We start from the raw sequence: 25,282 nt of genomic DNA on the forward strand, positions 1-25,282 counted from the left end.
TGGCCTCCCCGTTGGGTGGCCCCCGCCGTCAGGGGCGGTCGCGGGTCAGGACCTCCAGCAGGTCCGAGAGCAGCGCCAGCACCTGCGGCTCGTCGGGCACCCGCAGGTCGGCCTCGGACGTGCCCGGTCCCACCTTGACGGTGCGGCTGGTCAGCCCGGCGTCCGCGGCGTGGGCCGCCAGGTGGGCGAAGGCCCGTTCGTCCGTGACGTCGTCGCCCAGGTAGAGCACCGACCCGGCCCCCAGGCGCTGCGCCAGGGCGAGCAGCGCCGGGCCCTTGCCGGCCTCGGTCACCGCGAGTTCCAGGACGTCCTTGCCGGGCGTCACGTGGACCCCGGGATGCTGCCTCGCCAGCGCCGAGGCCGCCTGGACCGCGTCGGCGGCCACGTCGCCGGGCAGGCCACGGGTATGCATTGCCAGCGCCGTGGGCTTGCGCTCCAGCCGGATCCCGGGGTGGGTGCCCGCGATCCGCTCCAGCCCGTGCGCCAGCGCCTCGAGCCGTTCGAGTGCGTCGGCGTCCGGGGCGCCATCCTGCTCCCACGACGCCTCGGCGCCGTGCGACCCGATGAGCAGCAGGGGCTCCGCGGCGCCGCTGAGCTGTCGGAGCACCGCGAGCTCGCGCCCGGACACGACCGCGACCGCGACCCCCTCGACGTCCGCCAGCGCGTGCAACAGGGCGATCGAGTCCGGCAGCGGCCGGGCCTGCATCGGGTCGTCGACCAGGGGGGCCAGGGTCCCGTCGAAGTCCACCCCCACCAGGAGGGGTCGGGCCCGGGCCAGCGCCAGCAGCTCCCCGGTCCCGTCGGCGGAAGGCTCCGCCGGTTCGGCCTCCGGCCGGACGACCTGTTCGGGGGACCGTCCCGGCTCCTGGTCCGGGGCCCCCAGCGGGCCGGGGGGTCGTGCCTGGTCAGTCCTTCCGGCCGTCACCGGACCTCCTCTGTGGGCGTTCGGGGGCCATCGCCAGGGCGTCCAGGTAGCGGCGTGCCCAGGCCTCCACGTCGTGCGAGAAGACCCGGCGGCGCATCGCCTGCATCCGGCGCCGCTTCTGCTCCGGGTCGTCCCGCATCGCGAGGAGGATTCTACGCTTCAACCCGACGATGTCGTGCGGGTTGCACAGGTAGGCCTGCCGCAACTCGTGGGCGGCGCCGGTGAACTCGCTGAGCACCAGCGCACCGCCCAGGTCGTGCCGGCAGGCGACGTACTCCTTGGCGACCAGGTTCATCCCGTCCCGCAGCGGCGTCACCAGCATCACGTCGGCGGCCTGGAACAGGGCCGCCATCTCCTCGCGGGGGTAGGACTGGTGCAGGTAGTGCACGGCCGCGTGCCCGATCCCGGAGTAGTCCCCGTTGATCCGTCCCACCATCCCGTCGATCTGGTGGCGCAGCTCCTGGTATGCGGCGACCCGCTCCCGGCTGGGGGTGGCGACCTGGACCAGGGTGACCTGGGGCGGGGCGATCTCCCCGTCGTCCAGCAGCTCGGCGACGGCGCGCAACCGGTGTCGGATCCCCTTGGTGTAGTCCAACCGGTCGACCCCCAGGAGGACCGTCTCCGGGTCGCCCAGCGAGGCGCGGATCTCGGCGGCGCGCTGTTGCACGGCCGGGGTCTTGGCCAGCTGTTCCAGGTCGGCGGCGTCGATCGAGATCGGCACCGCCGCCGCCCGGACGGTCCTCGGCGCCGCGCCGAGCAGGTCGTCGTCGGCGCCTTCCCAGCGGATCACCTCGCCCTTGCTCGTGGTGCCGAGCAGCTGCCGGCAGGCCCGGATGAAGTTGCCGGCGTCGGTGGTGCGCTGGAATCCAAGGAAGTCGGCGCCCAGCAGGCCGCGGAGCAGCTCCTCGCGCCAGGGCAGCTGGCCGAACAGCTCGACCGGGGGGAACGGGATGTGGTCGAACCACCCGATCCGCAGGTCGGGGCGCAGGTCCCGCAGGAGGGCGGGGACCAGTTGCAGCTGGTAGTCGTGCACCCACACGGTCGCGCCCTCGGCGGCCACGCCGGCCGTCACCTCGGCGAACCGCCGGTTGACCGCCTCGTAGGTGGCCCACCAGCGCCGGTGGAAGGTCGGCGGGACGATCACGTCGTGGTAGATCGGCCACAGCGTCGCGTTGCTGAAACCCTCGTAGAACTCCTCCACCTCCGCCGCGCCGAGCGCGACGGGATAGAGGTGCATGCCACTGTCACCTTCGAACGGTTCCGGGGCCTCGCCGGTGTCGCCCACCCAGCCGACCCAGGCGCCACCGCGGTGTCTCATGACGGAGTCCATCGCCGTCACCAGGCCGCCGGGGCTGGTCCGCCAGTGGGTCTGCCCCTGGGCGTCGACCTCACGGTCCACGGGCAGCCGGTTGGCTACGACAACGGTGTCGAAGGTGCGTCCGCGTGAAACCATCCGTGCTCCTCAGGCGTTCGCTTCTTCGGACCCGAGCCTAGTCGAACAGGCGCAGGTACGAGACCTGGAGGAGGAGAGCGCATACCGTGGACACCATGACGACCGACGACGCGTGGCAGGACGGGGACGTGGTGCCCCGTCAGCTCGGTCGGTACGCCCTGGGGGCCAAGATCGGCGAGGGCGGGATGGGCGTGGTCTACCGGGCACGCCGGGACGACGGCACCGAGGTCGCGATGAAGGTGCTGCGCCCGCACATCGCGCACGACCCGTCCGCCCGGGCGCGGTTGGAGCGCGAGGTGCACACGCTGTCCCGGGTGCACCACCCGCGGGTCGCGGCGGTGCTCGACGCCGACGTGACGGGCGACGCGCCCTACATCGTCACCGAGTACGTGCCCGGGGCACCGCTGGACACGGTCGTGAGCGAGAACGGCCCGATCCGGGGCGAGGCCCTGGTCCGGCTCGGCAGGGGGCTGGCGGAGGCGCTCAGCGCGATCCACCAGGTCGGTATCGTGCACCGGGACCTCAAGCCCGGCAACGTGCTGATGGTCGGCCGCGACCCGGTCGTGATCGACTTCGGCATCGCCCAGGTCGCCGACGACGTCCGGCTGACCATGACCGGCATGGTGATGGGCACCCCCGGCTACCTCTCGCCCGAGGTGGTGGAAGGGGGCCGGGTCACCGAGGCGACCGACTGGTGGGGCTGGGCGGCGACGCTGGCCTTCGCCAACAGCGGCGAGCCGCCGTTCGGGCGCGGGCCGATGAGCGTGGTGCTGGACCGGGTGATCCGCGGGCGCGGCCAGCTGGGCGGGGTCGACCCCGAGCTGCAGCCACTGCTGGCGGCCGCGCTGGACACGGTGCCCTCGCGGCGACCTCCGGCGCACGAGGTGATCCAGGCGCTGGAGCTGTATGCCGACCACCGCCCCGTGACGATGGCGCTGACCCGGCCGGTCCCGCCGGCGTCCGAGAGCCGGGAGGACACCCCGGAGAACCCGTGGGCCGCCGGCTCCGCCTCCGGCGCGGGTGCCGGGGGAGCGGCGGGGATGGCCGGGGCGGCAGGAGCGTCCGGAGCGGCAGGGGTCGCGGACCCGACCATGGTGCAGCCGGTCGACCGCACCATGGTCCAACCGGTCGCCGGGACGCCCGCGACCCGGCAGCAGCCGCGCCCGCCGCAGCAGGGCTACCCGCCGGCCCAGGGATACCCGGGCCAGGACCCCGGGGCCGGTCAGCCCGGGAGTTACCCCCCGGGGCAGGGCGCGCAGCCCTACCCGCTCACCGGTGCCGCCGGGGGACAGGCGGGCCCCACGGCATACCCGCAGGTGCCGGGCCAGGCCCAGGGTGCGGGTGACCCGCGCATCGGGCGGCCGGCCAGGAGCGGGACCCTCGCCGCGCTGCTCGTCGCGTTCGTCGGGCTGGCCGCCGTCGTGCCGCTCGTCGCCTGGGGTGCGCTCGCGGTGTGGTCCGTCCTGGCGCGGACCACCGACCAGGCGGTGACCTCCCTGGTGCTGCGCCGGCACGAGATCGGCCGGCGCAAGTCGGACCTGCCGGTCGCGATCATCTCCGGTCCCTGGCACCTGGCGCTCGCCGCGTTCTTCACCGTGTTGGCCCTGGTGCTGCCGCTCGCCGTCGGCATCGGCGCCACCGTCGTCACCGCCGGCGGGCTCACCGAGTTCACCTCGATGTCGGCGGGCAACGAGCACCCCGTCCCGGTCGCGGTCGGGTCGCTGCTCGGCGCCGTCATCGCGTGGTGGGGCCCGGGCGGGCTGTCGCTGCGGCGGGGTTCGCGCACCGTGCTGCGGGCTGTGGTGCCCGGCGGCCTGGCCACCCAGGTGGCCGCCGTCTTCCTGGTCGCCGGTGGCCTCGCGCTCCTCGGCTGGGCGGTGGTGGAGGGTCTGGACGTCTCCTGGTGGCCGACGGCCGACGGGCAGGCGCCGTTCCGCGACCTCATCCCGCAGGTGCTGCGCCAGTAGGACCCGGGCGCTGACCCGCGCTGTCCCAGGCGCTGCCCCCCGTGCACCACCTGTCACACGGGCCCCAGGCGACCCGCGCGCAGGGGTACCCCCCGGAGGTTGTCAAGAGTTTCGTCGGCCCTGTGACCTGCGTCTTTCCTTCCCGGACTCCACAACCGGCCAAGTCTTGGGTACCGTGGAGGCGTTTGATGCCCGTCTCCCCGTAGTGGCCGCGTTCCCCTGCGTGGCCCCGCCATGACCGGAAGGACTACCCACCTCATGGCCCATTCCAAGCACCGCCCTGCCCCCCTGCCCACTACCTGGCGCCGTCGTGCGCTCGGGATGGGACTGGCCGGGGCAGCCGCCATCGCCACCTTCGGACTGACCGCTCCCGCCGCCCAGGCGGACGGGGTCTGGGACCGTGTCGCCCAGTGCGAGTCCGGTGGCAACTGGTCGATCAACACCGGTAACGGCTACTACGGCGGACTCCAGTTCGCCCACTCCACCTGGGTCGGCTTCGGCGGCCAGTCCTACGCCGCCTACGCGCACCAGGCCTCCAAGGGCCAGCAGATCGCGATCGCCCAGAAGGTGCTCGCCGTGCAGGGCCCCGGCGCCTGGCCGGTCTGCTCGGTCGTCGCCGGCCTGACCCGCGAGAACGGCGGGGCGCCGATCAGCTCCCCGCCGCCCTCCAGCCCGCCCGTGTCCTCCCCGCCGGTCAGCTCCCCGCCGGAGAGCGCGCCGCCGGCCTGGGGCGGCACCCCGGTCACCCGCTACGTGTCCGGCAACGGCTCGGTCAACGTCCGCTCCGGCCCCGGCACCGGCTATCGCGTGGTCGGCAGCCTGTCCGCCGGCGCCCAGGTCAACGGCACCCTGGCCCGCGGCTGGGTCAAGATCGCCGACGGCCGCTTCGTGAGCGACTCGGTGCTGTCCTCCGGCGGCGACCGCGGCGTCACCCCGCCCTCGCGCGGCGTCGGCCGGCTCCTGGTGCAGGACGGCATCCGCGGCCCGCTGACCACCGTGGCGATCCAGCAGTGGGTCGGGACCACCCAGGACGGCATCTTCGGCCCGATCACCACCAAGGCGCTGCAGACCAAGGTCGGCACCCCGGCGGACGGCATCTGGGGCCCGAAGTCGCAGGCCGCGCTGCAGGACTACCTGGGCATCTCCCGGGACGGCTCGACCTCGATGAACGCCCGCACCGTCAAGGCGCTGCAGGGTTACCTGAACAACAACGTCATCGGCTGACCCAGTCGGCGACCCCCACGGGCCCGGCGCGGACACTGTCCGTGCCGGGCCCGTGGCCGTCATTGGGTAGCATCGTCGTCGGCCATCCGGACCCACCGCGGGACCGGACGGACGGCATACGCCCCTGTAGCTCAGTTGGTAGAGCATCCGCCTTGTAAGCGGACGGTCGCGGGTTCGACTCCTGTCGGGGGCTCCACGCAGGCGTGCTGGGGGACTGCAGGATTATCGGGTGACCCGGTAATCCTGCGCCTCGTGGGAGAACCTTCCCGGGACGAAGCGCCAGGTTTCGGGGTGAAGCAGCCGGTGAGCCGGGGCCGCCCGGCCGTATGCCGTCAGCGCGGGGGCATCCGCAACGCGCCGTCGAGGCGGATCACCTCGCCGTTCAGCAGCGGGTTGTCCACGATGTGCCTCACCAGCGAGGCGTACTCCTCGGGCTTGCCGAGCCGGGAGGGGTGGGGGACCAGCGCCTCGAGGGAGGACTTCACGTCCTCACCGAGGCCGGCCATCATCGGGGTCTCGAACACCCCCGGGGCGATCGTCATCACCCGGATGCCCTTGTCGGCCAGGTCGCGGGCCGCCGGGAGGGTGAGCCCGGCGACGCCGGCCTTCGACGAGGCGTAGGCTGCCTGGCCGATCTGCCCGTCGAAGGCCGCGACGGAGGCGGTCATCACGATCACGCCGCGGTCCCCGTCGGCCGGCTCGTTGCCGGCCATCGCCTCGGCGGCCAGCCGCAGCACGTTGAAGGTGCCGATCAGGTTGATCTCGACCACCGTCCGGTAGCCCTCGAGCGGCAACGTCCCGCGCCGGGAGAGGATCCGGCCCGGGGTGGCGACGCCGGCGCAGTTCACCACGACCCGTAGTTCCCCGAACCCGGTGGCGCTCTCCACGGCCGCCCGCACCTGGTCCTCGTCCCGGACGTCGGCGCCGGCGAACAGGGCCTGCTCGCCCAACTCGCTGGCCAGCTCCTCGCCGCGGCCGCCCGGGAGGTCGACCAGGACGACCTTGCCGCCGTCGGCCAGGAAGCGGCGGGCGGTGGCCTCCCCGAGGCCGCTGGCCCCGCCGGTGATGAGTGCGACGGTGCTCTCGGTGATCTGCACGGGTGCTGCCTCCTGTTGCGGGTGGGTGCGCCGACGTCCTGCCGGGCGGTTCGGGTCGGTGCCGGCGGGGTGCGCCGGCGGCTGCTCAATCCTTGAGCAGGTGGCGGGAGATGACCAGCCGCTGGATCTGGTTGGTCCCCTCGAAGATCTGGGTCACCTTGGCCTCCCGCATGAACCGTTCGAGCGGGAAGTCCTTGGTGTAGCCGTAGCCGCCGAGGACCTGCACGGCGTCGGTGGTGACGCGCATCGCCGCGTCCGTGGCGACCAGCTTGGCGACCGACGCCTCCTGGGAGTGCGGCAGCCCCGCGTCCTTGAGTCGCGCCGCCAGCAGATAGGTGGACCGGGCCGCCCCGACGGCCGCGGCCATGTCCGCCAGCAGGAACGCCAGCCCCTGGTTGTCGGCGATCGGCCGGCCGAACTGCTCCCGCTCCTTGCTGTATGCCGTGGCCTCCTCCAGCGCCCGCTGCGCCAGTCCCGTGGCCGCGGCCGCGATGCCGAGCCGGCCGGCGTCCAGGGCGGCCAGGGCGATCTGCATGCCCTGACCCTCCCGGCCGATCAGCCGGTCCTGCTCGACCGGCACCTTGTCGAAGAGCACCTCCCGCACCGTGTCGCAGTCCAGCCCCATCTTGCGCTCGGGCTCGGCGAAGGTGAGACCGTCGGCGTCCGGGGGGACCAGGAAGCAGCTCAGGCCCCGGCCGCCCTCGTCGGAGGTGCGGGCGAAGGTGGTGTAGAAGTCCGCGTGCCCGGCATGGGAGATCCAGGACTTGCCGCCGGTGATCTGGTAGCCGTCGTCGGTCGGCGTGGCCCGGGTGCGGATGCTGGCGACGTCCGAGCCGGCCTGCGGCTCGGAGAGGCAGTAGGCGCCCAGCTGGTCGCCGGAGAGCATCCCGGTCAGGTACTTCTCCTGCTGCTCCGGGGTGCCGAAGTGGGCCAGCGGCGCGCAGGTCAGGGAGTGCACGGAGACCCCGACGGCCACGGACATCCACGCGTAGGCGATCTCCTCGACCACCTGGAGGTAGACCTCGTAGGGCTGGCCCCCACCACCCAGCTCCTCGGCATACGGCAGGGAGAGCAGGCCGGACCGTCCCAGGAGCTCGAAGGCCTCCCGTGGGAAGCGCGCCTGTGCCTCGGCAGCGTCCGCCTCGGGGAGCAGTTTCGTGCGGGCGATGTCGCGGACCAACTCGATGAGTTCGCCAGCTTCCTCGCTGGGCATCAGACGGTGCACTGCCATGGGCGCACTGTACCGACTGGTCGGGACCCTCATGTACACAGCGCAGGTGCGCTTATATGATCCGGAACATGCCGCAGTTGAGGATCAGTGAAGCCGCTGCCCTGCTCGGGGTCAGCGACGATACGCTCCGCCGCTGGGCCGACCAGGGCCGGCTCCCGGTCCACCGCTCCGAGACCGGTCGACTCCAGGTGGAGGGCAGCGATCTGGCGGTCCTCGCCCAGGAGATCGCCGTGGACCACCCCTCCGGCTTGCGGGCTTCGGCCCGCAACCAACTGACCGGCATCGTGACCAAGGTGACCACCGACACGGTGATGGCCCAGGTCGAGATGCAGTGCGGCCCCTACCGGGTCGTGTCCTTGATGAGCAGCGAGGCGGTGACGGAGCTGGGCCTGGAGCCCGGGGTCGTCACGGTCGCCTCGATCAAGGCCACGCACGTCGTCGTCGCACTACCCCCTGAAAGCTGAGGTCCACCATGACATCGACCCGTACCCTGCGCCGGCTGACCGTCCTGGCCTCCGTCCCGCTCCTGGCCCTCACCCTCGCCGCCTGCGGCGGTGACGATGGCGACGACGCCGGGTCCGGGGACGACTCGAGCGAGAACGCCGAGGACGCCGACGCGGGCGCGGACAGCGACGCCGACGACGGCGCCGACACGGATACCGATGACGAGGCGGAGAGCTCTGAGGACGCCGACGAGGCGGCCGGCGGGGTCTCCGGCGACATCGTGGTGTTCGGCGCGGCCTCGCTGACCGACACCTTCACCGAGCTGGGCGAGCAGTTCGAGGCGGAGAACCCGGACGCCACGGTGACCTTCAACTTCGGGGCGAGCTCGGCACTCGCCCAGCAGATCATCTCCGGGGCGCCGGCGGACGTCTTCGCCTCCGCCTCGCCGGCCACGATGCAGCAGGTCACCGACGAGGACCTGGCGGCCGGGGAGCCCGTGGTCTTCGTCAGCAACCGCCTGGAGATCGTGGTCCCCGCCGGGAACCCCGCGGGTATCACCGGGCTGGAGGACTTCACCAACGAGGACCTGACCATCGCCCTGTGCGCCGAGGAGGTGCCGTGCGGCGCCGCCTCGGTGAAGGTGTTCGAGGCGGCCGGGCTGACGCCCGCGCCGGACACCTACGAGGAGGACGTGCGCGCGACCCTGACCAAGGTCGAGCTGGACGAGGTGGACGCGGCGCTGGTCTACCGGACGGACGTGATCGTCGCCGGGGACTCCGTCGAGGGCATCGACTTCCCGGAGTCGGGAGAGGCGGTCAACGACTACCCGATCGCGTTGCTCTCCGAGGCCCCGAACAGCGAGGCGGGGCAGGCGTTCATCGACTTCGTCCTGTCCGAGGCCGGGCAAACGGTGCTGGGCGACGCTGGTTTTGACCTCCCCTGAGCCCCGGGGCCGGGGGACCGGCATCCCGCCGGTCCTCCTGGTCCCCGCCGCGCTCGGGCTGCTCTTCCTGATCCTGCCCCTGGTGGGGCTGCTGCTCCGCACCCCCTGGGCCGACCTGGGGGAGCACCTGGGCCGCCCGGCGGTCCTGGAGGCGCTGCGCCTCTCCCTGGTCTCGGCGGTGCTGGCGACCGGGATCTGCCTGGTCCTGGGGGTGCCGTTGGCCTGGGTGCTGGCCCGGGCCACCATCCCGGGGATCCGGCTGGTCCGGGCGCTGCTCACCCTGCCGCTGGTGCTCCCACCGGTCGTCGGCGGCGTGGCGCTGCTCCTGCTGCTGGGCCGGCGCGGCCTGATCGGGCAGCACCTGTACGAATGGTTCGGGCTCAGCCTGCCGTTCACCACCCCGGCGGTCGTGATCGCCGAGGCGTTCGTGGCGATGCCGTTCCTGGTGATCGCGGTCGAGGGCGCGTTGCGCGGTGCCGACCGGCGCTACGAGGACGCGGCCGCCACGCTGGGGGCCGGCCGGTGGCTCACCTTCCGCCGGGTCACCCTGCCCCTGGTCGCCCCGGGGATCTCGGCCGGGGCGGTCCTGTGCTTCGCCCGGGCGCTGGGCGAGTTCGGGGCCACGATCACCTTCGCCGGCAACTTCCCGGGGGTGACCCGGACCATGCCGTTGGCCGTCTACCTCGCGCTGGAGACCGACCCGGAGGCGGCGATCGTGCTCGCCCTCGTCCTGCTCCTGGTGTCGGTGGCGGTCCTGGTCAGCCTGCGGGGTCGCTGGATCACGGGGACGTCCTCGTGAGCGGGGTGCAGGCGGCGCTCACGATCAGGCGGGGCTCCTTCGACCTCGCGCTGGACCTGACCGTCGCCCCGGGCGAGATCGTGGCCCTCATCGGACCCAACGGGGCGGGCAAGACGACCGCGCTGCACGCCCTGGCCGGCCTGCTCCGGCTGTCGACCGGCTGGATCCGGATCGGCGACCGCGCCGTGGACGACCCCGGGGCCGGGATCTTCGTGCCGACCGAGCGCCGTCGGGTGGGCGTGGTCTTCCAGGACTACCTGCTCTTCCCGCACCTCACCGCGCTGGACAACGTCGCCTTCGGGCTGCGCACCCAGGGCCGCTCCAGGGCCGAGTCGCGCGAGGCGGCCCGGACCTGGCTGGAGCGGGTCGGCGTCGCCCGCCACGCCCACTCCCGGCCCGCCGAGCTCTCCGGCGGCCAGGCGCAGCGGGTGGCGCTGGCCCGGGCGCTGGTCACCCACCCCCGCCTCCTGCTGCTCGACGAGCCACTCGCCGCGCTGGACGCGGGGACCCGGATGGAGGTCCGCTCCGAGCTCACCCGCCACCTGCGCGACTACGACGGCGCGACCCTCCTGGTGACGCACGACCCGCTGGACGCGATGGCGATGGCGAGCCGGATCGTGGTGCTCGAGGGCGGACGGGTCGTGCAGGACGGTCCCCCGGTCGAGGTGGCCCGCGCCCCGCGCACGGAGTATGTCGCCACCCTGGTCGGTCTGAACCTGCACCGCGGTCGGGCCACGGACACCGTCGTGCAGGTGGACGGCGGGGGAGAGCTGCACGTGGCCGAACCCACCACCGGGCCCGTCCTGGTGAGCTTCCCCCCGTCGGCGGTGACCCTGCACGTCCACCGACCGGAGGGGTCGGCGCGCAACGTCTGGCCGGGACGGATCGTCAGCCTGGAGCAGCAGGCCCACACCGTGCGCGTGCAGGTGGACGGTGAGGGGCACCCCACCGTGCTCTCCGACGTCACGGCGCTGGCCGTGGCCGAGCTGGACCTGGCGGTCGGCGCACCGGTGTGGGTGTCGTTCAAGGCCGCCGAGACGCACGTCTACCCGGCCTGACCGGGCAGCCTGGTCGGCAGCCCCTACCGCTCCAGCTCCGGCGGGGGGCTGAGCGAGGGACGCTTGGGCTCGACGTGGTCGCCGGAGGAACGGCCGGTGAGCCGCCGGTGCACCCAGGGCGCGGCATACTCGCGGGCCCAGGCCGCGTTGTCCCGGAGGGCGTCGATCCGGCCCGGTTTCGGCTGCGGGGGCAGCGGCACCCGCCAGTCGGCCGTCTCGGGCGCGTGGCCGAGCGTCTCGTATGCCGCGAGCGCCACCCGACGGTGCCCCTCCTCGGTCATGTGGATCCGGTCCGGCGCCCACATCCGCCAGTCCCGGAGGAAGTCGAAGGACCACTGGTTCATCACGTAGCAGCCGTGCCGCTCGGCGATGGTCCAGATGTGCGCGACGTAGACGCCCACCCGGGGCCGGGTGCGTTCGATGACCGGGGCCCCGACGGGGTCGGTGGGGGTGGCCAGCAGGACGTCGGCACCCGTGGACCGGATGCGGGTGACCGCGGCCTCGAGCTGGTCGGCGATGGCGTCGACGTCGGCCTTGGGGCGCAGGATGTCGTTGCCGCCGCCGACCATGCTGACCAGGTCGGGTTCGAGTGCCAGCGCCGCCTCGACCTGGCGGGTGGTGATGTCCCCGATCTTGCGTCCCCGGATCGCGAGGTTGGCGTAGCTGAAGCCCTCGGCGTGCACCGACAGCAGGGCGGAGAGGCGGTCCGCCCAGCCGATGAAGCTGTCCTCGGTGTCGGGGTCGGCGTCGCTCATCCCCTCGGTGAAGGAGTCGCCGATCGCCACGTAGCGGGACCAGGCCCGGGGGGCGGGGCGGACCGAGCCGGCGCCCTGGCGTGCGTCGGGCTCCTCCTGGCCGGTGCGTTGCTGGTGGGCCGGGGCCTCTGGGGTCATCTCTCCTCCGGGATCTCTGTGGGGCGTATGCAGGGTGCGGGCGTATGCAGGGCGGGCGGTGGTCAGGGCAGGGACCAGTCCAGCGGCTGCCCGCCCTGGTCGGTGAGCAGCGTGTCGGCGCGGCTGAACGGCCGGGAGCCGAAGAACCCGCCCCGCGCGGACAGCGGGGAGGGGTGCGCGCTCTGGATCGTGGGGACGTCCCCCAGCGCGGGGGCCAGCGACCTGGCGTCCCGGCCCCACAGGATCGCCACCAGCGGCCCGCCACGCCGGGCGAGTGCCCCGATCGCCAGGTCGGTCACCTGCTCCCACCCCTTGCCGCGGTGGCTCGCCGGGGCGCCCGGACGCACCGTGAGGACCCGGTTGAGCAACAGCACGCCGCGCTCGGCCCACGGGGACAGGTCGCCCGTGGTCGGCGCCGGCACCCCGAGGTCGTCCACCAGCTCGGCGTAGATGTTCTGCAGGCTGCGCGGGATCGGCCGCACGTCGGGGGCGACCGAGAAGGAGAGCCCGACCGCGTGCCCCACGGTGGGGTAGGGGTCCTGCCCGACGATCAGCACCCGGACCGCGTCGAGTGGTTGCTCGAAGGCCCGCAGGACGTGTCCGCCCGCCGGGAGGTAGCCGCGGCCGGCCGCCAGCTCCGCCCGGAGGAACCGGCCCAGCTCGCCCACGGTCTGCGCGGCAGGTGCGAGCACGGACGCCCACGTCGGGTGGACCAGGTCGGTCAGCGGTGCGGCCTCCGGAGTCACCCCGGCACTGTATGACGAGGGGCCCGGCTCCGGTAATCACAGTCCTGTCATTCGGTGCGCTAGAGTGGCCCGAGCAGCACCGCCATCGAGGAGGACCAGCACATGGGAGCAGCGCCCGAGGTCGACACCGCCCAGTCGGTCGCCGAACTCAGCGACCGTGACCGCCGGATCATCGACTTCGAACGCCAGTGGTGGAAGTATGCCGGGGCCAAGGAGCAGGCCATCAAGGACCTGTTCGACATGAGTGCCACCCGCTACTACCAGGTGCTCAACCAGCTCGTGGACTCCCCGGCCGCCCTGGCGCACGACCCGATGCTGATCAAGCGGCTGCGCCGGATGCGCGCCCAGCGGCAGAAGAGCCGGTCGGCGCGCCGGTTGGGCTTCGAGCTCTGAGACACCGGCCGCCGGCACGACGGCGGCCGCCCCCCCGGACACGAGGAGGCGGGGCCACCCTGATGGGTGGCCCCGCCTCTGCATACCCCGCGGTCCTCGCGGAGGTCTGGCGGTCAGCGGCGACCGGCCCGGCTCCGGCGGGCGGCCGTCCCGCTGAGCGCCAGCGGGTCGCGGCTGAGGGCGCGGGCGTTGTCGAGTTCGAGCTCGTGGCTGCGCTCCCGGGCCCGGTCACGGGCGAGGTCGGCGTTCATCATGTGGAACATGGGGTTCTCCTTCAATCTCTGGTGTGGTGCGTACGGGTGTCGCTGTCTGGGATGGGTCCGGGGTGCCGGGTCAGCCGGGCTGGTGGGCTGCCTGGCGGTCCTGCGGGGCCGGCACGTGCCGGACGTGCACGTCGCCGCTGACCGTCCTGGTCCGCAGCTCGACGTAGTCCTGGTCCTCGGCCGGCTCGCCGAGTGATTCCAGCTCGGAGCGGACGGTGCCGGAGACGGTGTTCAGGTCGGTCCAGACCGGCACGCCGGCCAGCACCCCGACGGTGACGTCCCCGGACGCGGTGCGGGCCTGGATGGCGCCCCGGCGGGCCAGCCGGATGTGCAGGTCGCCGCTGGCGCCGGTGGCCGAGACCTCCTCGCCGGACTCCTCGATCCGGATGGTGCCGGACCCGGTCTTGGCGCTGAGCCGGCCGACGGAGCGGCTGACGGTGAGGTCGCCGCTGCCGCTGACGACCTGGGAGTCCCCGCCCAGCACGCCGACGACCAGGTCCCCGGACCCCGACTTGCTGGACAGGTCGTGCTCGATGTGCTCGATCCGCACGTCCCCGGACCCGGCCGTGACCTCGACCAGCTGGGCCCGCTCGAGGGTGACGTCGCCGGATCCGCTCCGCAACGAGCAGTCGCCCACCCGGCCGGTGACCGCCAGGTCGGCGGAGCCGAGCACGGTGCTCAGGTCGCTGCCCGTCGGGACGGTCGCCGTGACCCGCAGCCCGTTGCTGCCGAAGATCGAGGTGCCGCGCTGCTTGGGGGCGATGACCGAGATGGTCCGTCCGTCCTGCTCGACCCGGGTCTCCTCGGCGAGCTTGCCGGTCACCTCGATGGTGGTCTCGGTGGTGTCGGTCGCGTGCACGGTGACCTGGCCGGCGCCGAGCTCGGTGTGCAACACGATGGGCTCGGGGGTGCTGAAGGTGCGGTTCATGATGGCTGTCCTCGTCTGTGTGATGTCAGCGTGGTGTCAGGGTGGCGGCGGCGGGTCAGGCCCAACCGGTCACTCGGCGGCTCCGGCCGCGGGGCTGGCCGGGTCGACCCGGCGGGGTGGGTGGTGCCGGTGGGGTGAATCCGGGGATGTTGGGCAGGTCGACGCTCCACCCGGTGCCACCCAGGTGGATCCCGCTGCCGCGCGTGGCGGTGCGGACGGCCTCGACCAGCCAGCTGTTCAGCGAGGTCCCGGTCTCGGTGGCCAGTTCCTCGGCCCGGACCTTCAGGTTCTCCGGCAGCCGCAGCGTGATCCGGACCTGTGCTCCCGAGTCCTCGACCTCGGTGTCCGCCGGGCCCCGGCTCTCTGGCTCGTCCTCGGCCGGGGCGATCGACTCGACGACGAACTCGACGCCACGGCCGCGCAGCCGGGTGTCCACGTTGCCGGCGGGGAGCTCGGCGCTGATCTCCGCGGCCGCGTCGGTGATCGCCTCCATCAGGGTGAGGCGGACGGCTGGCTCGAGGGCCAGCAGCAGGCGGTCGGCACCGGCGACGACCTCGGGACCACCGAGCTCGGTGGCGGCGGCGACCTCCTGGCGAAGCCGGGCGATGTATGTGCTGAGTTCCATGACGCAACTATGACACCACTATGACGTCATGTCAACGTCAACGTGGTGTCGACTGCGTCTGGGTGGGGTCCGCCCCGGCCCGGGAGGAGTGGACCGCCTACCCTGGAGGCATGCAGGAGAGCACCTGGCGCGAGCTCGCCCCAGGGGTCTACGTGCGTCACCACGAGGAGCTGGAGCTCAACTGCGGCCTGGTCGTCGGGCGGGAGCGCGCCCTGGTCATCGACACCCGGAGCACGGCCGCCAGGGGGCGGGAACTAGCCGTCGCGGTCCGTGAGGTCACCGACCTAGAGCAGGTGGTCGTCAACACCCACGCGCACTACGACCACTGCTTCGGCAACGTCGCCTTCCGGGAGTCCCAGATCTACGCGCACGCCGACGCCGTCGAGGACCTGCGCAGCACCGCGGAGTACCAGCGGGAGCAGGTCGTGGCGCACCTGCGCCGCACGGACCGCGAGGAACTCGCCCAGACCTACCTGGACACCGAGGTCGTACTGCCCTTCTACCTGATCGAGGAGGACACCGAGATCGACCTCGGGGACCGCACGGCGCACCTGCACCACGCCGGCCCCGGGCACACCAACCACGACCTCGTTGTGTCGGTGCCCGACGCGGGTGTGGTCTTCTGGGCGGACCTCATCGAGCAGGGCGCTGACCCGGCGATGGAGGACAGCTATCCGCTGGTCTGGGCGGACACGCTCCGGGTGCTCCTGGAGCGGCCCGAGATCGCCGGGGCGGACATCCACGTGCCCGGGCACGGGGCCGTGGTCGACACCGCGTTCGTGGAGCGCCAGCAGGCCACCCTGGGAGCGCTCGCCGCGGCGCTGGCCGAGGGGCTGCTGGCCGGGGTGCGGGACGTGGACGCGCTGGTGGCCAAGACCAGGGGCCTCGGGCTGCAGGACGCCACGCTGCGCGACGCGGCCGTGCGAGCCCTCGAGACGGGGCGCTCGGAGCGCTGACGCATTTGCACTCAGGGGGTCCGAGTGCTAATCATGGACCTAGCACTCGGACCATCCGAGTGATAACAGTGACCGTCCTGTCGAGGGCGTGTGCGGTCGGGCGACGTGAGCCCGTCCCGCCACGGCCGTCCGTCGCGGGCGACCGGCCGGTCCCCAACCCGTTCATGTGTGGGAGGAACCACCCGAATGGCCAAGACCATTGCTTTCGACGAGGAGGCTCGCCGCGGGCTCGAGAAGGGTATGAACACCCTTGCCGACGCCGTGAAGGTGACGCTGGGCCCGAAGGGCCGCAATGTCGTGCTCGAGAAGAAGTGGGGCGCCCCCACCATCACCAACGATGGTGTGAGCATCGCCAAGGAGATCGAGCTCGAGGACCCCTACGAGAAGATCGGCGCCGAGCTGGTCAAGGAGGTCGCCAAGAAGACCGACGACGTCGCGGGTGACGGCACGACCACCGCGACCGTCCTGGCCCAGGCCATGGTCCGCGAGGGCCTGCGCAACGTCGCGGCCGGCGCCAACCCGATGGCCCTCAAGCGGGGCATCGAGACCGCCGTCGCCGCGGTCAGCGAGGAGCTGCTGTCGCAGGCGAAGGAGGTCGAGACCAAGGAGCAGATCGCCCAGTCCGCCTCCATCTCCGCCGCCGACAACGAGATCGGCGAGATGATCGCCGAGGCGATGGACAAGGTCGGCAACGAGGGTGTCATCACCGTCGAGGAGTCCAACACCTTCGGTCTGGAGCTGGAGCTCACCGAGGGTATGCGCTTCGACAAGGGCTACATCTCGATGTACTTCGTGACCGACACCGAGCGGATGGAGACGGTCCTGGAGGACCCCTACATCCTCGTGGTCAACTCCAAGATCGGCCAGATCAAGGACCTGCTGCCGGTGCTGGAGAAGGTCATGCAGTCCGGCAAGCCGCTGGTGATCATCGCCGAGGACGTCGAGGGCGAGGCGCTGTCCACCCTGGTCGTCAACAAGATCCGCGGCAACTTCAAGTCGGTGGCCGTCAAGGCCCCCGGCTTCGGTGACCGCCGCAAGGCCATGCTGGCCGACATCGCCATCCTCACCGGTGGCCAGGTCGTGTCCGAGGAGGTCGGCCTCAAGCTGGAGACGACCGAGCTCGACATGCTCGGCCAGGCCCGCAAGGTCGTCGTCACCAAGGACGAGACCACCATCGTCGAGGGTGCCGGGGACGCCGACCAGATCGCCGGTCGGGTCAGCCAGATCCGCGCCGAGATCGAGAACAGCGACTCCGACTACGACCGGGAGAAGCTCCAGGAGCGCCTGGCCAAGCTGGCCGGCGGTGTCGCCGTCATCAAGGCCGGCGCCGCGACCGAGGTCGAGCTCAAGGAGCGCAAGCACCGCATCGAGGACGCCGTCCGCAACGCCAAGGCGGCCGTCGAGGAGGGCATCGTCGCCGGTGGTGGCGTCGCCCTCATCCAGGCCGTCAAGGCGCTGGACGCGCTGTCCCTGCAGGGTGACGAGGCCACCGGTGCCAACCTGGTGCGCATCGCCATCGAGGCCCCGCTGAAGCAGATCGCCATCAACGGCGGCCTGGAGGGCGGCGTCGTCGCGGAGAAGGTCAAGAACCTGACCCCCGGCCACGGCCTCAACGCCGCGACCGGCGAGTACGGCGACATGCTGGCCTTCGGTGTGGCCGACCCGGTGAAGGTGACCCGTTCTGCGCTGCAGAACGCCGCCTCCATCGCGGCGCTGTTCCTGACCACCGAGGCGGTCATCGCCGACAAGCCGGAGAAGGCTCCGGCCATGCCGGCCGGCGATGGTGGCATGGGCGGCATGGGCGGCATGGACTTCTGATCCACCGCACCTGATCCACCGCGTTTCTCGCGGAAAGCACGGCGGGGCGGTCTCCCTTCGGGGAGGCCGCCCCGTTGTCATGCCCGGGCCGGAGCCGGGGGAGGGGAAAGGCCCCCGGCCCCGGCACCGGTCACTGCGGCGTGAACCGCATCCGGTTGGCCTGCTCGACCAGCTCGTAGTCCTGGCCGGCCAGCTTCAGGGCGGCCGAGATGTTCTGCAACGACACCCGCACCTTCTCCTGGGTGGCGTTCCACTCCTGTGTGACGCCGGCGAAGTTGGCGGCCGCCCCGCCGCGCCAGCAGTCCTGCAGCGCGTTCAGCTTGCCCATCATGGCCCGGACGTCGCCCTCGATCTGGGCGGCGATCCGCTCGATGTCTCCCGAGGCCGCCGCGATCCGTGCGGTGTCCACGGCAAAGGTGTTGCTCATGAGCCCTCCCTGGTGATCTGGCGCGACCCCCACGGCCGGCACCTGTCCACGACACTAGGCCGACGACGGGGTGCTCGTGCGCGTTGTCCACAGGCGCCCTAGAAATCGCCTGTCGCTAGGGTCGGGAGGTATGACGGTGACCCGCTCCATCCTGCTCTTCGTGCTGGCGGCACTCCTGGAGATCGGGGGCGCCTGGATGGTGTGGCAGGGGCTGCGCGAGCACCGCGGCTGGGTGTGGGTCGGGTTGGGCGCCATCTGCCTCGGCCTGTACGGCGCGGTCGCGACCCTCCAGCCGGACGCCAACTTCGGGCGCATCCTGGCGGCATACGGCGGGGTCTTCGTCGCGGGGTCGCTGCTCTGGGGGATGGTCGTCGACGGTTTCCGGCCGGACCGCTACGACCTGATCGGGGCGGCCATCTGCCTGGTCGGGGTCGCCGTCATCATGTACGCCCCGCGGGCGGTGGACGCCGGGTGAGCATCTGGATCGATCCGCCGATGTGGCCGGCCCACGACAGGCTCTGGTCCCACGTCATCAGCGACACCTCGCTGGAGGAGCTGCACGAGTTCGCCCGCACCGTCGGGCTGCCCGCCCGCTCCTTCGAGGGGGACCACTACGACGTGCCGCAGGAGCGGTATGCCGACCTGGTGGCGGCCGGCGCGACGCGCACCGGGGCGACCGACCTGGCCCGGAGGCTGCGGGCCAGCGGGCTGCGATTCCGCAAACGCAAGGGGGAACGACCGCTGGCCAGGGTCGTCGACGGGCTGTCCGCCGTCCACGGGGCCCACGTGCTCGACGTCGTGGCCTCACCGCACGAGCCGCCGGCGGATGCCGGTGCCGCGGTGGTCCTGGTCAGGGCCGGCGACGGGTCGCTGCTCCTGGTGCGCAGCGTCGGTCGGTCCGGCTGGGCACCGCCCGGTGGCAAGGCCGAGACCGGGGAGAGCGTCCGGGAGACCGCGGTCCGGGAGGTGCACGAGGAGACCGGGCTGTCCCTCGACCCTGCCGTGCTACGTCCGGTGGGCTACGAACGGATCACCATCAGGGCGGGGGAGGAGACCGGCCCGTGGCGTGCCGGCGACAACCACATCGGGGTCTTCGGCACTCACCTCGAGGACCGCCCACCGGTCGCGCCCGTGGAGGACGACGTCGACGCCGCCGAGTGGGCGACCGTGGCGCAGGCCCGCCGCCGGTGCGGTGACCAGCCGTGGTGGCTGCTCGTCGAGGGCTGGCTCGACCACGGTTTCCCGCGGTAGGGGCGGGCAGGCACGGAGGCGGTCAGCAGGGGCTCCGGCGCAGCAGGATCAGCCGGTGCCCAGCCGGGCCAGCTCCCGGGCGACGTTCGCCTCCGCCGCGTCCTGCCAGGCACCCGCGCCGTGCGCGGTGCGGTAGATCGGCCCCCGCCCGACGAGCGAGCGCAGGATGTCGCCCCGGGCCGCGGCATACAGCGGGTCCGGGACGTGGGCGAACTCCTCCCGCACCTGGGCGCAGTACTCGTCGAACCGGTCGGCGGGAGCGGCCAGGATCCACAGGTCCGCGTCGTGGAAGGCCGCCCGGGCAGCGGTCCCGCCGGCCGGTCCCGCAGGGAACCCCTGGTGGTCCAGGGTGAGCAGGATGAGCGACTCGATGAGTTCTACCGCCGGCCCGGCGACCCCCAGGCCGCGCAGGCGGTCCGTCGCGATCCCGGCGCTCCCGCGCTCGTTGTCACCGGGCTCGGCCCGCGGGTCGTAGACGAGGTCGTGGTACCACCCGGCGATCCGCGCCACGCGCGCCTCGGCCGGTGCCAGCGCGCCGACCGACTCCAACTCGGCGAGCACGGCGAACATCTCCGCCAGGTGGTCCAGCGTGTGGTACCGGCGGTGCGGCTCGCTCCACCCCCGCGCCAGGGCCTCGCCCTCGGCCGCGCAGCGGGCCGCGTCGGCGGACGGGGCGAGGGCGGCGATGTCGGTCCGCCACCGCTCCAGCAGGGCGGAGGGTCCGGTGCCCGGACTCACCGGGGACACCGGCCTGCGCTCATGCGCTGAACGGCAGGCTCTCCCGGGCGCTCTGGCCGAGGTCGCTCGCCTTCGCCTTGGCGCTGCGGGAGGCGCTCTTGGCCGCCGACTTGGCGCCGCTGAGGAAGCTCTGGGTGGCCAGGGTGAGGCCGGCACCCACGAGCCAGATGTCCTTGGCGATCGGCACGCCGTCCGGCGTGGGGCGGATGCCGTCGTCCTGGGTCAGGCCGGGGGTCCGCAGGTACATCCCGATCAGCCCGGCACCGAAGCCCGCCAGGGCCGCGCCGGCCACCGCCGAGGGGACCTTCGGGAAGAGCAGGGCCGCGCCGAGGGCGGTCTCGCCCGCCGCGAGGAGCTGGGCGAAGTCGGTGGGCTTGAGCGAGGACAGGAAGGGGTAGGCGCCGGAGGCCATCCCGTGCAGGCCGGCCGCGGTCTCCTCGTCGGCGCCCCACTTGGACAGGCCCGAGTTCAGGATGTAGGCGCCGGTGGCCAGGCGCAGCGGGATGTGGGTCGGGTGCATGGGTGAACTCCTCGCATCGTGGATGAAGCGGTCAGGCGTCGTTGCCCGCCCCGATCATGCCCCGAGAACACGGGTGAACTCCACCCGGGGGGCGTGACAGGATCGGCCCATGGGTGAGGTGAGGGCCTGGGGACGGACTGACGTGACCGCGCTGGCGCGGGCCCACCCGGAGTGGTTCGCCACGGGTGACCCGCGGGACGATAACGCGCTCGACGGTGACCTGCACGTCACCGTCACGCTGCTCGGCTCGGGGGAGTCGTATGCCGCCTGGCTGGCGGTCGCGCTCGCCGGCGACGAGCTGCACAGGCGAGGTCGCAGGACGGCCGTCATCCGGGTCCCGCGCCGTTCCCCGGACGACCTACCCCGGCCGATGGCCGAGGAGTTCGCCGCCCTGCTGCTGGCTCCCGAGGGGGTCGGCCCCCGACCCATCCATCTGCAGGAGCCGGGCGGCGGGGAGACCGGCCCCCCGGCATACCTGGTGGTGGACCAGGTGCCGGGCCAGGTCCGCCCCCGGGGGTCGTGGACCGACGAGCTGCTGGTGGCGCACGCGGGGCAACTCGCCCGGTTGCACACGCGGCAGTATGCCGGGCACGGCGCGGTCACCGAGATCTCGACCGGCCTGGTCCCGCGCCTGAGTATCGTCGAGAGCGGCGCGGCCTCCTGGGAGTGGTGGCGGCGGGCGCACCCGGAGATCACCGCGCTGCCCGAGGTCTCCCGGCTGTGGGACGGGGTGCGGCGGTGCTTCGACGAGGCGGAGCCGGCCTTCGCGGCGCTCACCACGTTCAGCCTGGTCCACGGTGACGCGGCGGTCCCCAACATCCTGGTGTCCGGCGGGGTGCCGCGCTACGTCGACTGGGAGTGGGCCTGCATCGGGGACCCGGCCCGCGACCTGGGCTACCTCGGCGGGCCGGTCTGGGCCGACCCCTGGTACCTCCCCCTGGAGCCGGGGCGGGTGGACCTGCTGCTCGATGCGTATGTCGATGCCGCCGGCCCTCCGCGCGACCGGGAGACGCTCGCGGTCCGACGGCTGGCGTGGCTGGTCCACGAGACGTTCTTCGTCACCCTCCACCTGCGCAGGCAGGAGGACCGCGACCGGTACGGCCGGGCCATCGCCCGGATCGAGGAGGGCCTGACCGACCTGCTGGTGCGGTAGCCGGCGAAGGATCGGTCAGGACGAGGACGACGCCGCGGCGGCCGCGGCCCGCCGCCGGATGATGTGCGAGACCCACAGCAGGAACAGCTGGTGGGCCGGCGGGACCGAGTCGTCGAGGTCGAGGGTGGCCCTGCCCGACCAGAAGGTCGCGGGGTCGCCGCTGCCCACCTGCCGGCCGTCCCGCAGCACCACGTGGGTGCGCCCGGTGAAGCCCTGCGGCTTCACCTCGTAGCGCACCCCGTCACCCTCGACGGTCCAGCTGCTGCCCCAGAATCCGGTCTTGGCGGCCCGGAGCACCGGGACGTCCGAGCCGGCGAGACGGGCCACCCGGTCCCGGCCGTCCCGCCCGAAGAGCCAGGTCTGCCCGGCGACCTGCAGCTCGGCACCCTCGCGCCAGAACTCCGGGTCGACCAGGGCGACCTGATGCCCGTCCAGCAGGATCGGCACCAGTCCGTCGCGCTTGGCTCCCCATTCCAACATGGGTCCACCCAAGCACGGTTCGTGCCGGTCCTGACGGGCGACCGTCGTCGCGGCGGGTCGGTCCGGCGTCCCGCTGTCCGGACCAGCGGCTACCGTCGGGGTATGTCCACGCTCATCGGTGCCCACGTCGACCAGACCGACCCGATCGCGCAGGCCCGCGCCCGCGGGGCGGACGCCGCGCAGATCTTCCTCGGCGACCCCCAGGACTACAAGGGCCCGCAGATCCGGTACCCCGGCGGCGCCGACGCCCTGCGGGCCGCGGCGGCGGAGGCCGGGATCCTGCTCTACGTCCACGCCCCCTATGTGATCAACGTGGCCACGACCAATAACCGGATCCGCATCCCCAGCCGCAAGCTGCTCCAGCAGCACGTCAGCGCCGCCGCCGAGATCGGGGCCGCGGGCGTCATCGTGCACGGCGGCCACGTCCTGGCCAAGGACGACCCGGAGAAGGGCTTCGACAACTGGCGCAAGGCGATCGACCAGCTGGACGCGGCCGTCCCCGTCCTCATCGAGAACACCGCCGGCGGTGACAACGCGATGGCCCGTGGCGTGTCGAAGCTCGAGCGGCTCTGGGCGAGCGTGCTGCAAGCCGACGGTGGCGACGAGGTGGGATTCTGCCTTGACACCTGCCACGCCTACGCCGGCGGGGAGGACCTCGCGGGCCTGGTCGACCGGGTGCGGGCCGCGACCGGACGGATCGACCTGGTGCACGCCAACGACAGCCGGGACGAGCAGGGGTCCGGCGCCGACCGGCACGCCAACCTCGGCCACGGCACGCTGCCCCCCGAGGAACTCGTGGAGGTGGTCCGGGAGGCGGGTGCGCCGGTCATCGTGGAGACCCCGGGCGGGGAGGCCGAGCACACCGCGGACATCTCCTGGTTGCGGGAGCGCCTGGACCCTTAGGCGAGGGGGCCCGGCAAGGGCTCGGCATGCAGGACGGTGAGGCCGGAGACGGCCCGGGTCAGCACGACGTAGAGCCGGCGCAAGCCGGTCCGTTCGTCCGGCTCCGCGGCGGCGATCGCCGCGGGCTCGACGACGATCACCCGGTCGAACTCCAGCCCCTTGGCCACCGTCGCCGGGACGAGTTGCACCTGGTGCACCTCGTCGTGTTCGGTCCCCAGCACGTCGTGCGCCACTCCCGCGGCCGTGAGTGCCCGAGCGGTCGCTGCCACCCGGTCGTCGGGCACGATGAGGCCGACCGAGCCGGGTTGGCGGGCCAGCCCCGCAGCCCGGTCGACGACGGCCGCTACCAGGTCGGCCGCGGCCACCCGGTCGAGGTCGAGCCGGCCCCGGTTCTCCCGGACGGAGACCGGTGCCCCGAGGCCGGGGGCCATGTGCGGGAGCAGCCGGGCGGCATACTCGATCACGGCGGCGGGCACCCGGAAGCCGCGGTCCAGCACCTCCACGTGGGCGCCGTCCTTGCCCAGGTGGCGCAGCGACTCCTGCCACGAGCCGGTCGCCCACGGGGTCGTGCCCTGCGCGATGTCTCCCAGGACGGTCAACGAGCCGGTCGCCGCGCGGCGACCCACCGCGCGCAGCTGCATGGGGGAGAGGTCCTGCGCCTCGTCCAGCACGATGTGCCCCAGGCTCGGCGTGCGCTCGAGGATGTCCCCGAGCTCGTCCAGCAACACCGTGTCGGCCGCTGTCCACCGCGCCGCACCCTTGGTGCGCGGGGGCCTGTCCCACAGCAGCAGCTCCTGCTCCTCCGCGGTGAGGTCGCTGCCCGCAGCCGCCGCCAGGGCCCCGGGTGAGGACCACAGCTCCCACAACACCTGACGGGGGTCGACGCGCGGCCACAACGTCGTCACGTAGTCCCGGACCGGTTTCGACCGGGCGACCGCGTCCTGCACCCGGTCGTCCGGGGTGTCCCCGGCCCGCTCCATCCGGACCAGCACGGCGTGCGCCAGCCGCTGCGGGAGCATCGCCCTGGCCGCGTCGTACCGGACGCCGCGGGTGCCCAGCTCGTCCAGGATCTCCTGGACCTCGAACGCGCCCACCCGCCACTTGCGGGCACCCCGGGGCACGACCAGCGGTTCCCCGGCACTCCCCACCCTCGCCCAGACGGCCCGGCGCAACACGTCCGCCAGGCGGGCATCGCCCTTCAGCGTCGCCACCCGGGGGTCGTCCGTGGCGCGGACCGGCACGTCCCCCACCAGCTCCTCGATCGTGGTGTGCCGCACCTCGATCTCGCCGAGCGCCGGGAGCACGGCGCCGATGTGTTCCAGGAAGGCCCGGTTCGGCCCGACCACGAGGACCCCGGTGCGGGACAACCGCTCGCGGAAGGCATAGAGCAGCCAGGCCGCCCGGTGCAGGCCGACCGCGGTCTTGCCCGTGCCCGGTGCACCCTGCACGCAGACAGTGCTGGAGACGTCGGCCCGCACGATCTGGTCCTGCTCGGGCTGGATGGTGGCCACGATGTCGCGCATCGGCCCGATCCGGGGTCGCTCGATCTCGCGGGCCAGGATGGCCGATCCCCCGGTCTCCCCGGCATCGACGTCACCATCCTGCGGGGCGAGCAGGTGCTCGTCCTCGTATGCCGTGAGCTCGCCCCCGTCGACCCCGAACCGGCGGCGCAGGACGACCCCCATCGGATAGGTGCGGGACGCCCGGTAGAAGGCAGTGGAGACCTCGGCCCGCCAGTCGATGACGACCGGGTCCCCCGCGGGGTCGGACACGTGCCGACGTCCGATGTAGTGGGGGCGGGCGGCGGAGCCATCGGTCAGGTCGACGCGGCCGAAGAACAGGGCGCTGCCAGGGTCGTCCAGCAAGGCCTTGGCCCGCTGCCACAGCGTGTAGGCGAGGTGCTCACCGGCGATCTTGTCGCCGGCGTCGGCCTGCAGGGAGAGGGTGTGCTCGCGCATCCGGGCGAGCTCGGAGCGGGCCCTGGCCAGGTGGGCCTGCTCCCGGGCGAGTTCGTGGGCAGGGTCGGGGGCGGGCGGAACGGACATGG

The 25,282-nt window shown here is 73.0% G+C and carries 27 protein-coding genes and 1 tRNA gene; 14 read left to right on the top strand and 14 right to left on the bottom strand.

The window, feature by feature from the left end:
• Nucleotides 1–28: 28 nt before the first annotated feature.
• On the bottom strand, nt 29–925 hold the full coding sequence (gene otsB, locus FB467_RS04725) for a trehalose-phosphatase (protein ID WP_228393275.1): 897 nt from the start codon (nt 923–925) through the stop codon (nt 29–31).
• A complete protein-coding gene (locus FB467_RS04730) occupies nt 906–2,378 on the bottom strand; it encodes an alpha,alpha-trehalose-phosphate synthase (UDP-forming) (protein ID WP_141784069.1) in 1,473 nt (490 codons plus the stop codon). The genes otsB and FB467_RS04730 overlap by 20 nt, the downstream gene beginning before the upstream one ends.
• A 95-nt stretch (nt 2,379–2,473) precedes the next feature.
• On the opposite strand from FB467_RS04730, the gene FB467_RS04735 reads away from it, so the two are divergent.
• The 3 genes from FB467_RS04735 (at nt 2,474) to FB467_RS04745 (ending at nt 5,765) form a co-directional block, all read left to right on the top strand.
• Nucleotides 2,474–4,345 carry a serine/threonine-protein kinase gene (locus tag FB467_RS04735; protein WP_141784070.1) on the top strand — a complete coding sequence of 624 codons (1,872 nt, stop codon included), beginning with the start codon at nt 2,474–2,476 and terminating at the stop codon, nt 4,343–4,345.
• A 258-nt stretch (nt 4,346–4,603) separates the two neighbouring features.
• Nucleotides 4,604–5,569, top strand: a complete 966-nt coding sequence (locus FB467_RS19275; RefSeq protein ID WP_141784071.1) for a transglycosylase family protein — start codon at nt 4,604–4,606, stop codon at nt 5,567–5,569.
• A 120-nt stretch (nt 5,570–5,689) separates the two neighbouring features.
• A tRNA-Thr gene (locus FB467_RS04745) sits at nt 5,690–5,765 on the top strand.
• A gap of 136 nt (nt 5,766–5,901) precedes the next feature.
• Here FB467_RS04745 and FB467_RS04750 read toward each other — a convergent pair.
• Nucleotides 5,902–6,666, bottom strand: a complete 765-nt coding sequence (locus FB467_RS04750) for an SDR family NAD(P)-dependent oxidoreductase (RefSeq protein WP_141784072.1) — start codon at nt 6,664–6,666, stop codon at nt 5,902–5,904.
• A gap of 85 nt (nt 6,667–6,751) precedes the next feature.
• Nucleotides 6,752–7,897, bottom strand: a complete 1,146-nt coding sequence (locus FB467_RS04755; RefSeq protein ID WP_141784073.1) for an acyl-CoA dehydrogenase family protein — start codon at nt 7,895–7,897, stop codon at nt 6,752–6,754.
• 68 nt (nt 7,898–7,965) lie between these two features.
• Between FB467_RS04755 and FB467_RS04760 the strand changes: the two genes are divergently transcribed.
• From FB467_RS04760 to FB467_RS04775, 4 genes are read left to right on the top strand one after another with little or no spacing between them, the layout of a single operon-like run.
• Entirely contained in the window at nt 7,966–8,361 is a 396-nt protein-coding gene (locus FB467_RS04760; protein ID WP_141784074.1) for a TOBE domain-containing protein, read from the top strand.
• A gap of 8 nt (nt 8,362–8,369) precedes the next feature.
• Nucleotides 8,370–9,284: a molybdate ABC transporter substrate-binding protein gene (gene modA, locus FB467_RS04765; RefSeq protein WP_141784075.1), complete on the top strand. Its 915-nt coding sequence runs from the start codon at nt 8,370–8,372 to the stop codon at nt 9,282–9,284.
• Nucleotides 9,271–10,083 (top strand): ABC transporter permease, encoded by an 813-nt coding sequence (locus FB467_RS04770; protein ID WP_141784076.1) that lies wholly within the window; start codon nt 9,271–9,273, stop codon nt 10,081–10,083. Before modA ends, FB467_RS04770 begins: the two co-directional genes overlap by 14 nt.
• Nucleotides 10,080–11,141 (top strand): ABC transporter ATP-binding protein, encoded by a 1,062-nt coding sequence (locus FB467_RS04775; RefSeq protein ID WP_141784077.1) that lies wholly within the window; start codon nt 10,080–10,082, stop codon nt 11,139–11,141. Before FB467_RS04770 ends, FB467_RS04775 begins: the two co-directional genes overlap by 4 nt.
• Before the next feature lie 23 nt (nt 11,142–11,164).
• On the opposite strand, the gene FB467_RS04780 is transcribed toward FB467_RS04775, so the two are convergent.
• Nucleotides 11,165–12,034 carry an SGNH/GDSL hydrolase family protein gene (locus FB467_RS04780; RefSeq protein WP_141784078.1) on the bottom strand — a complete coding sequence of 290 codons (870 nt, stop codon included), beginning with the start codon at nt 12,032–12,034 and terminating at the stop codon, nt 11,165–11,167.
• A gap of 62 nt (nt 12,035–12,096) precedes the next feature.
• The gene (locus FB467_RS04785; protein WP_141784079.1) at nt 12,097–12,780 is read right to left on the bottom strand and encodes a uracil-DNA glycosylase; all 684 of its coding nucleotides are present in this window, start codon (nt 12,778–12,780) and stop codon (nt 12,097–12,099) included.
• Nucleotides 12,781–12,882: 102 nt separating this feature from the next.
• Between FB467_RS04785 and FB467_RS04790 the strand changes: the two genes are divergently transcribed.
• Complete coding sequence (locus FB467_RS04790) at nt 12,883–13,173, top strand: DUF3263 domain-containing protein (protein WP_141784080.1); 291 nt, start codon at nt 12,883–12,885, stop codon at nt 13,171–13,173.
• Between the two features lie 113 nt (nt 13,174–13,286).
• Here the strand turns inward: FB467_RS04790 and FB467_RS18430 are convergent, their stop codons facing one another.
• From FB467_RS18430 to FB467_RS04800, 3 genes are all read right to left on the bottom strand, one after another.
• Nucleotides 13,287–13,436, bottom strand: a complete 150-nt coding sequence (locus tag FB467_RS18430) for a hypothetical protein (RefSeq protein WP_153390246.1) — start codon at nt 13,434–13,436, stop codon at nt 13,287–13,289.
• A 70-nt stretch (nt 13,437–13,506) separates the two neighbouring features.
• A complete protein-coding gene (locus tag FB467_RS04795) occupies nt 13,507–14,364 on the bottom strand; it encodes a DUF4097 family beta strand repeat-containing protein (RefSeq protein ID WP_141784081.1) in 858 nt (285 codons plus the stop codon).
• Nucleotides 14,365–14,419: 55 nt separating this feature from the next.
• Nucleotides 14,420–14,989 (bottom strand): pilus assembly protein HicB, encoded by a 570-nt coding sequence (locus FB467_RS04800; RefSeq protein WP_141784082.1) that lies wholly within the window; start codon nt 14,987–14,989, stop codon nt 14,420–14,422.
• A 110-nt stretch (nt 14,990–15,099) separates the two neighbouring features.
• Here FB467_RS04800 and FB467_RS04805 point away from each other — a divergent pair, with 110 nt between their 5' ends.
• Nucleotides 15,100–15,945, top strand: a complete 846-nt coding sequence (locus FB467_RS04805) for an MBL fold metallo-hydrolase (RefSeq protein ID WP_170230563.1) — start codon at nt 15,100–15,102, stop codon at nt 15,943–15,945.
• A gap of 186 nt (nt 15,946–16,131) precedes the next feature.
• Nucleotides 16,132–17,763: a chaperonin GroEL gene (gene groL, locus FB467_RS04810; RefSeq protein WP_141784084.1), complete on the top strand. Its 1,632-nt coding sequence runs from the start codon at nt 16,132–16,134 to the stop codon at nt 17,761–17,763.
• A gap of 130 nt (nt 17,764–17,893) precedes the next feature.
• Here groL and FB467_RS04815 read toward each other — a convergent pair whose 3' ends face one another.
• Nucleotides 17,894–18,190, bottom strand: a complete 297-nt coding sequence (locus tag FB467_RS04815; protein ID WP_141784085.1) for a WXG100 family type VII secretion target — start codon at nt 18,188–18,190, stop codon at nt 17,894–17,896.
• Nucleotides 18,191–18,320: 130 nt separating this feature from the next.
• Here FB467_RS04815 and FB467_RS04820 point away from each other — a divergent pair, with 130 nt between their 5' ends.
• Both FB467_RS04820 and FB467_RS18435 read left to right on the top strand, forming a co-directional pair.
• On the top strand, nt 18,321–18,665 hold the full coding sequence (locus tag FB467_RS04820) for a YnfA family protein (RefSeq protein ID WP_141784086.1): 345 nt from the start codon (nt 18,321–18,323) through the stop codon (nt 18,663–18,665).
• On the top strand, nt 18,662–19,441 hold the full coding sequence (locus FB467_RS18435) for a DUF4031 domain-containing protein (RefSeq protein WP_170230565.1): 780 nt from the start codon (nt 18,662–18,664) through the stop codon (nt 19,439–19,441). Before FB467_RS04820 ends, FB467_RS18435 begins: the two co-directional genes overlap by 4 nt.
• A 48-nt stretch (nt 19,442–19,489) precedes the next feature.
• Here the strand turns inward: FB467_RS18435 and FB467_RS04830 are convergent, their stop codons facing one another.
• Entirely contained in the window at nt 19,490–20,179 is a 690-nt protein-coding gene (locus FB467_RS04830; protein ID WP_141784087.1) for an HD domain-containing protein, read from the bottom strand.
• Nucleotides 20,180–20,198: 19 nt separating this feature from the next.
• A complete protein-coding gene (locus FB467_RS04835) occupies nt 20,199–20,699 on the bottom strand; it encodes a hypothetical protein (protein ID WP_141784088.1) in 501 nt (166 codons plus the stop codon).
• A 109-nt stretch (nt 20,700–20,808) separates the two neighbouring features.
• Here FB467_RS04835 and FB467_RS04840 point away from each other — a divergent pair, with 109 nt between their 5' ends.
• Nucleotides 20,809–21,852, top strand: coding sequence for a phosphotransferase family protein (locus FB467_RS04840; RefSeq protein WP_141784089.1), 1,044 nt, complete (start codon nt 20,809–20,811; stop codon nt 21,850–21,852).
• Nucleotides 21,853–21,867: 15 nt separating this feature from the next.
• On the opposite strand, the gene FB467_RS04845 is transcribed toward FB467_RS04840, so the two are convergent.
• Entirely contained in the window at nt 21,868–22,332 is a 465-nt protein-coding gene (locus FB467_RS04845) for a hypothetical protein (protein ID WP_141784090.1), read from the bottom strand.
• 102 nt (nt 22,333–22,434) lie between these two features.
• On the opposite strand from FB467_RS04845, the gene FB467_RS04850 reads away from it, so the two are divergent.
• Complete coding sequence (locus tag FB467_RS04850) at nt 22,435–23,235, top strand: deoxyribonuclease IV (RefSeq protein ID WP_141784091.1); 801 nt, start codon at nt 22,435–22,437, stop codon at nt 23,233–23,235.
• On the opposite strand, the gene FB467_RS04855 is transcribed toward FB467_RS04850, so the two are convergent.
• Nucleotides 23,232–25,280 carry a HelD family protein gene (locus FB467_RS04855; protein WP_141784092.1) on the bottom strand — a complete coding sequence of 683 codons (2,049 nt, stop codon included), beginning with the start codon at nt 25,278–25,280 and terminating at the stop codon, nt 23,232–23,234. The genes FB467_RS04850 and FB467_RS04855 overlap by 4 nt on opposite strands.
• Nucleotides 25,281–25,282 lie beyond the last annotated feature (2 nt).

This window comes from Ornithinicoccus hortensis, assembly GCF_006716185.1.
GTDB classification, from domain to species: Bacteria; Actinomycetota; Actinomycetes; order Actinomycetales; family Dermatophilaceae; genus Ornithinicoccus; species Ornithinicoccus hortensis.

Excerpts from the sequence above, each read along its gene's own strand:
- FB467_RS04795 (WP_141784081.1), bottom strand. The coding sequence starts at position 14,364 with ATGAACCGCACCTTCAGCACCCCCGAGCCCATCGTGTTGCACACCGAG.
- FB467_RS04780 (WP_141784078.1), bottom strand. The coding sequence starts at position 12,034 with ATGACCCCAGAGGCCCCGGCCCACCAGCAACGCACCGGCCAGGAGGAG.
- FB467_RS04845 (WP_141784090.1), bottom strand. The coding sequence starts at position 22,332 with ATGTTGGAATGGGGAGCCAAGCGCGACGGACTGGTGCCGATCCTGCTG.
- FB467_RS04755 (WP_141784073.1), bottom strand. The coding sequence starts at position 7,897 with ATGGCAGTGCACCGTCTGATGCCCAGCGAGGAAGCTGGCGAACTCATC.
- FB467_RS04790 (WP_141784080.1), top strand. The coding sequence starts at position 12,883 with ATGGGAGCAGCGCCCGAGGTCGACACCGCCCAGTCGGTCGCCGAACTC.
- FB467_RS04855 (WP_141784092.1), bottom strand. The coding sequence starts at position 25,280 with ATGTCCGTTCCGCCCGCCCCCGACCCTGCCCACGAACTCGCCCGGGAG.
- FB467_RS04835 (WP_141784088.1), bottom strand. The coding sequence starts at position 20,699 with ATGCACCCGACCCACATCCCGCTGCGCCTGGCCACCGGCGCCTACATC.
- FB467_RS04805 (WP_170230563.1), top strand. The coding sequence starts at position 15,100 with ATGCAGGAGAGCACCTGGCGCGAGCTCGCCCCAGGGGTCTACGTGCGT.
- FB467_RS04850 (WP_141784091.1), top strand. The coding sequence starts at position 22,435 with ATGTCCACGCTCATCGGTGCCCACGTCGACCAGACCGACCCGATCGCG.
- FB467_RS19275 (WP_141784071.1), top strand. The coding sequence starts at position 4,604 with ATGGCCCATTCCAAGCACCGCCCTGCCCCCCTGCCCACTACCTGGCGC.
- groL (WP_141784084.1), top strand. The coding sequence starts at position 16,132 with ATGGCCAAGACCATTGCTTTCGACGAGGAGGCTCGCCGCGGGCTCGAG.
- modA (WP_141784075.1), top strand. The coding sequence starts at position 8,370 with ATGACATCGACCCGTACCCTGCGCCGGCTGACCGTCCTGGCCTCCGTC.
- FB467_RS04735 (WP_141784070.1), top strand. The coding sequence starts at position 2,474 with ATGACGACCGACGACGCGTGGCAGGACGGGGACGTGGTGCCCCGTCAG.
- FB467_RS04800 (WP_141784082.1), bottom strand. The coding sequence starts at position 14,989 with ATGGAACTCAGCACATACATCGCCCGGCTTCGCCAGGAGGTCGCCGCC.
- FB467_RS04820 (WP_141784086.1), top strand. The coding sequence starts at position 18,321 with ATGACGGTGACCCGCTCCATCCTGCTCTTCGTGCTGGCGGCACTCCTG.
- FB467_RS04730 (WP_141784069.1), bottom strand. The coding sequence starts at position 2,378 with ATGGTTTCACGCGGACGCACCTTCGACACCGTTGTCGTAGCCAACCGG.
- FB467_RS18430 (WP_153390246.1), bottom strand. The coding sequence starts at position 13,436 with ATGTTCCACATGATGAACGCCGACCTCGCCCGTGACCGGGCCCGGGAG.
- FB467_RS04815 (WP_141784085.1), bottom strand. The coding sequence starts at position 18,190 with ATGAGCAACACCTTTGCCGTGGACACCGCACGGATCGCGGCGGCCTCG.
- FB467_RS04760 (WP_141784074.1), top strand. The coding sequence starts at position 7,966 with ATGCCGCAGTTGAGGATCAGTGAAGCCGCTGCCCTGCTCGGGGTCAGC.
- FB467_RS04840 (WP_141784089.1), top strand. The coding sequence starts at position 20,809 with ATGGGTGAGGTGAGGGCCTGGGGACGGACTGACGTGACCGCGCTGGCG.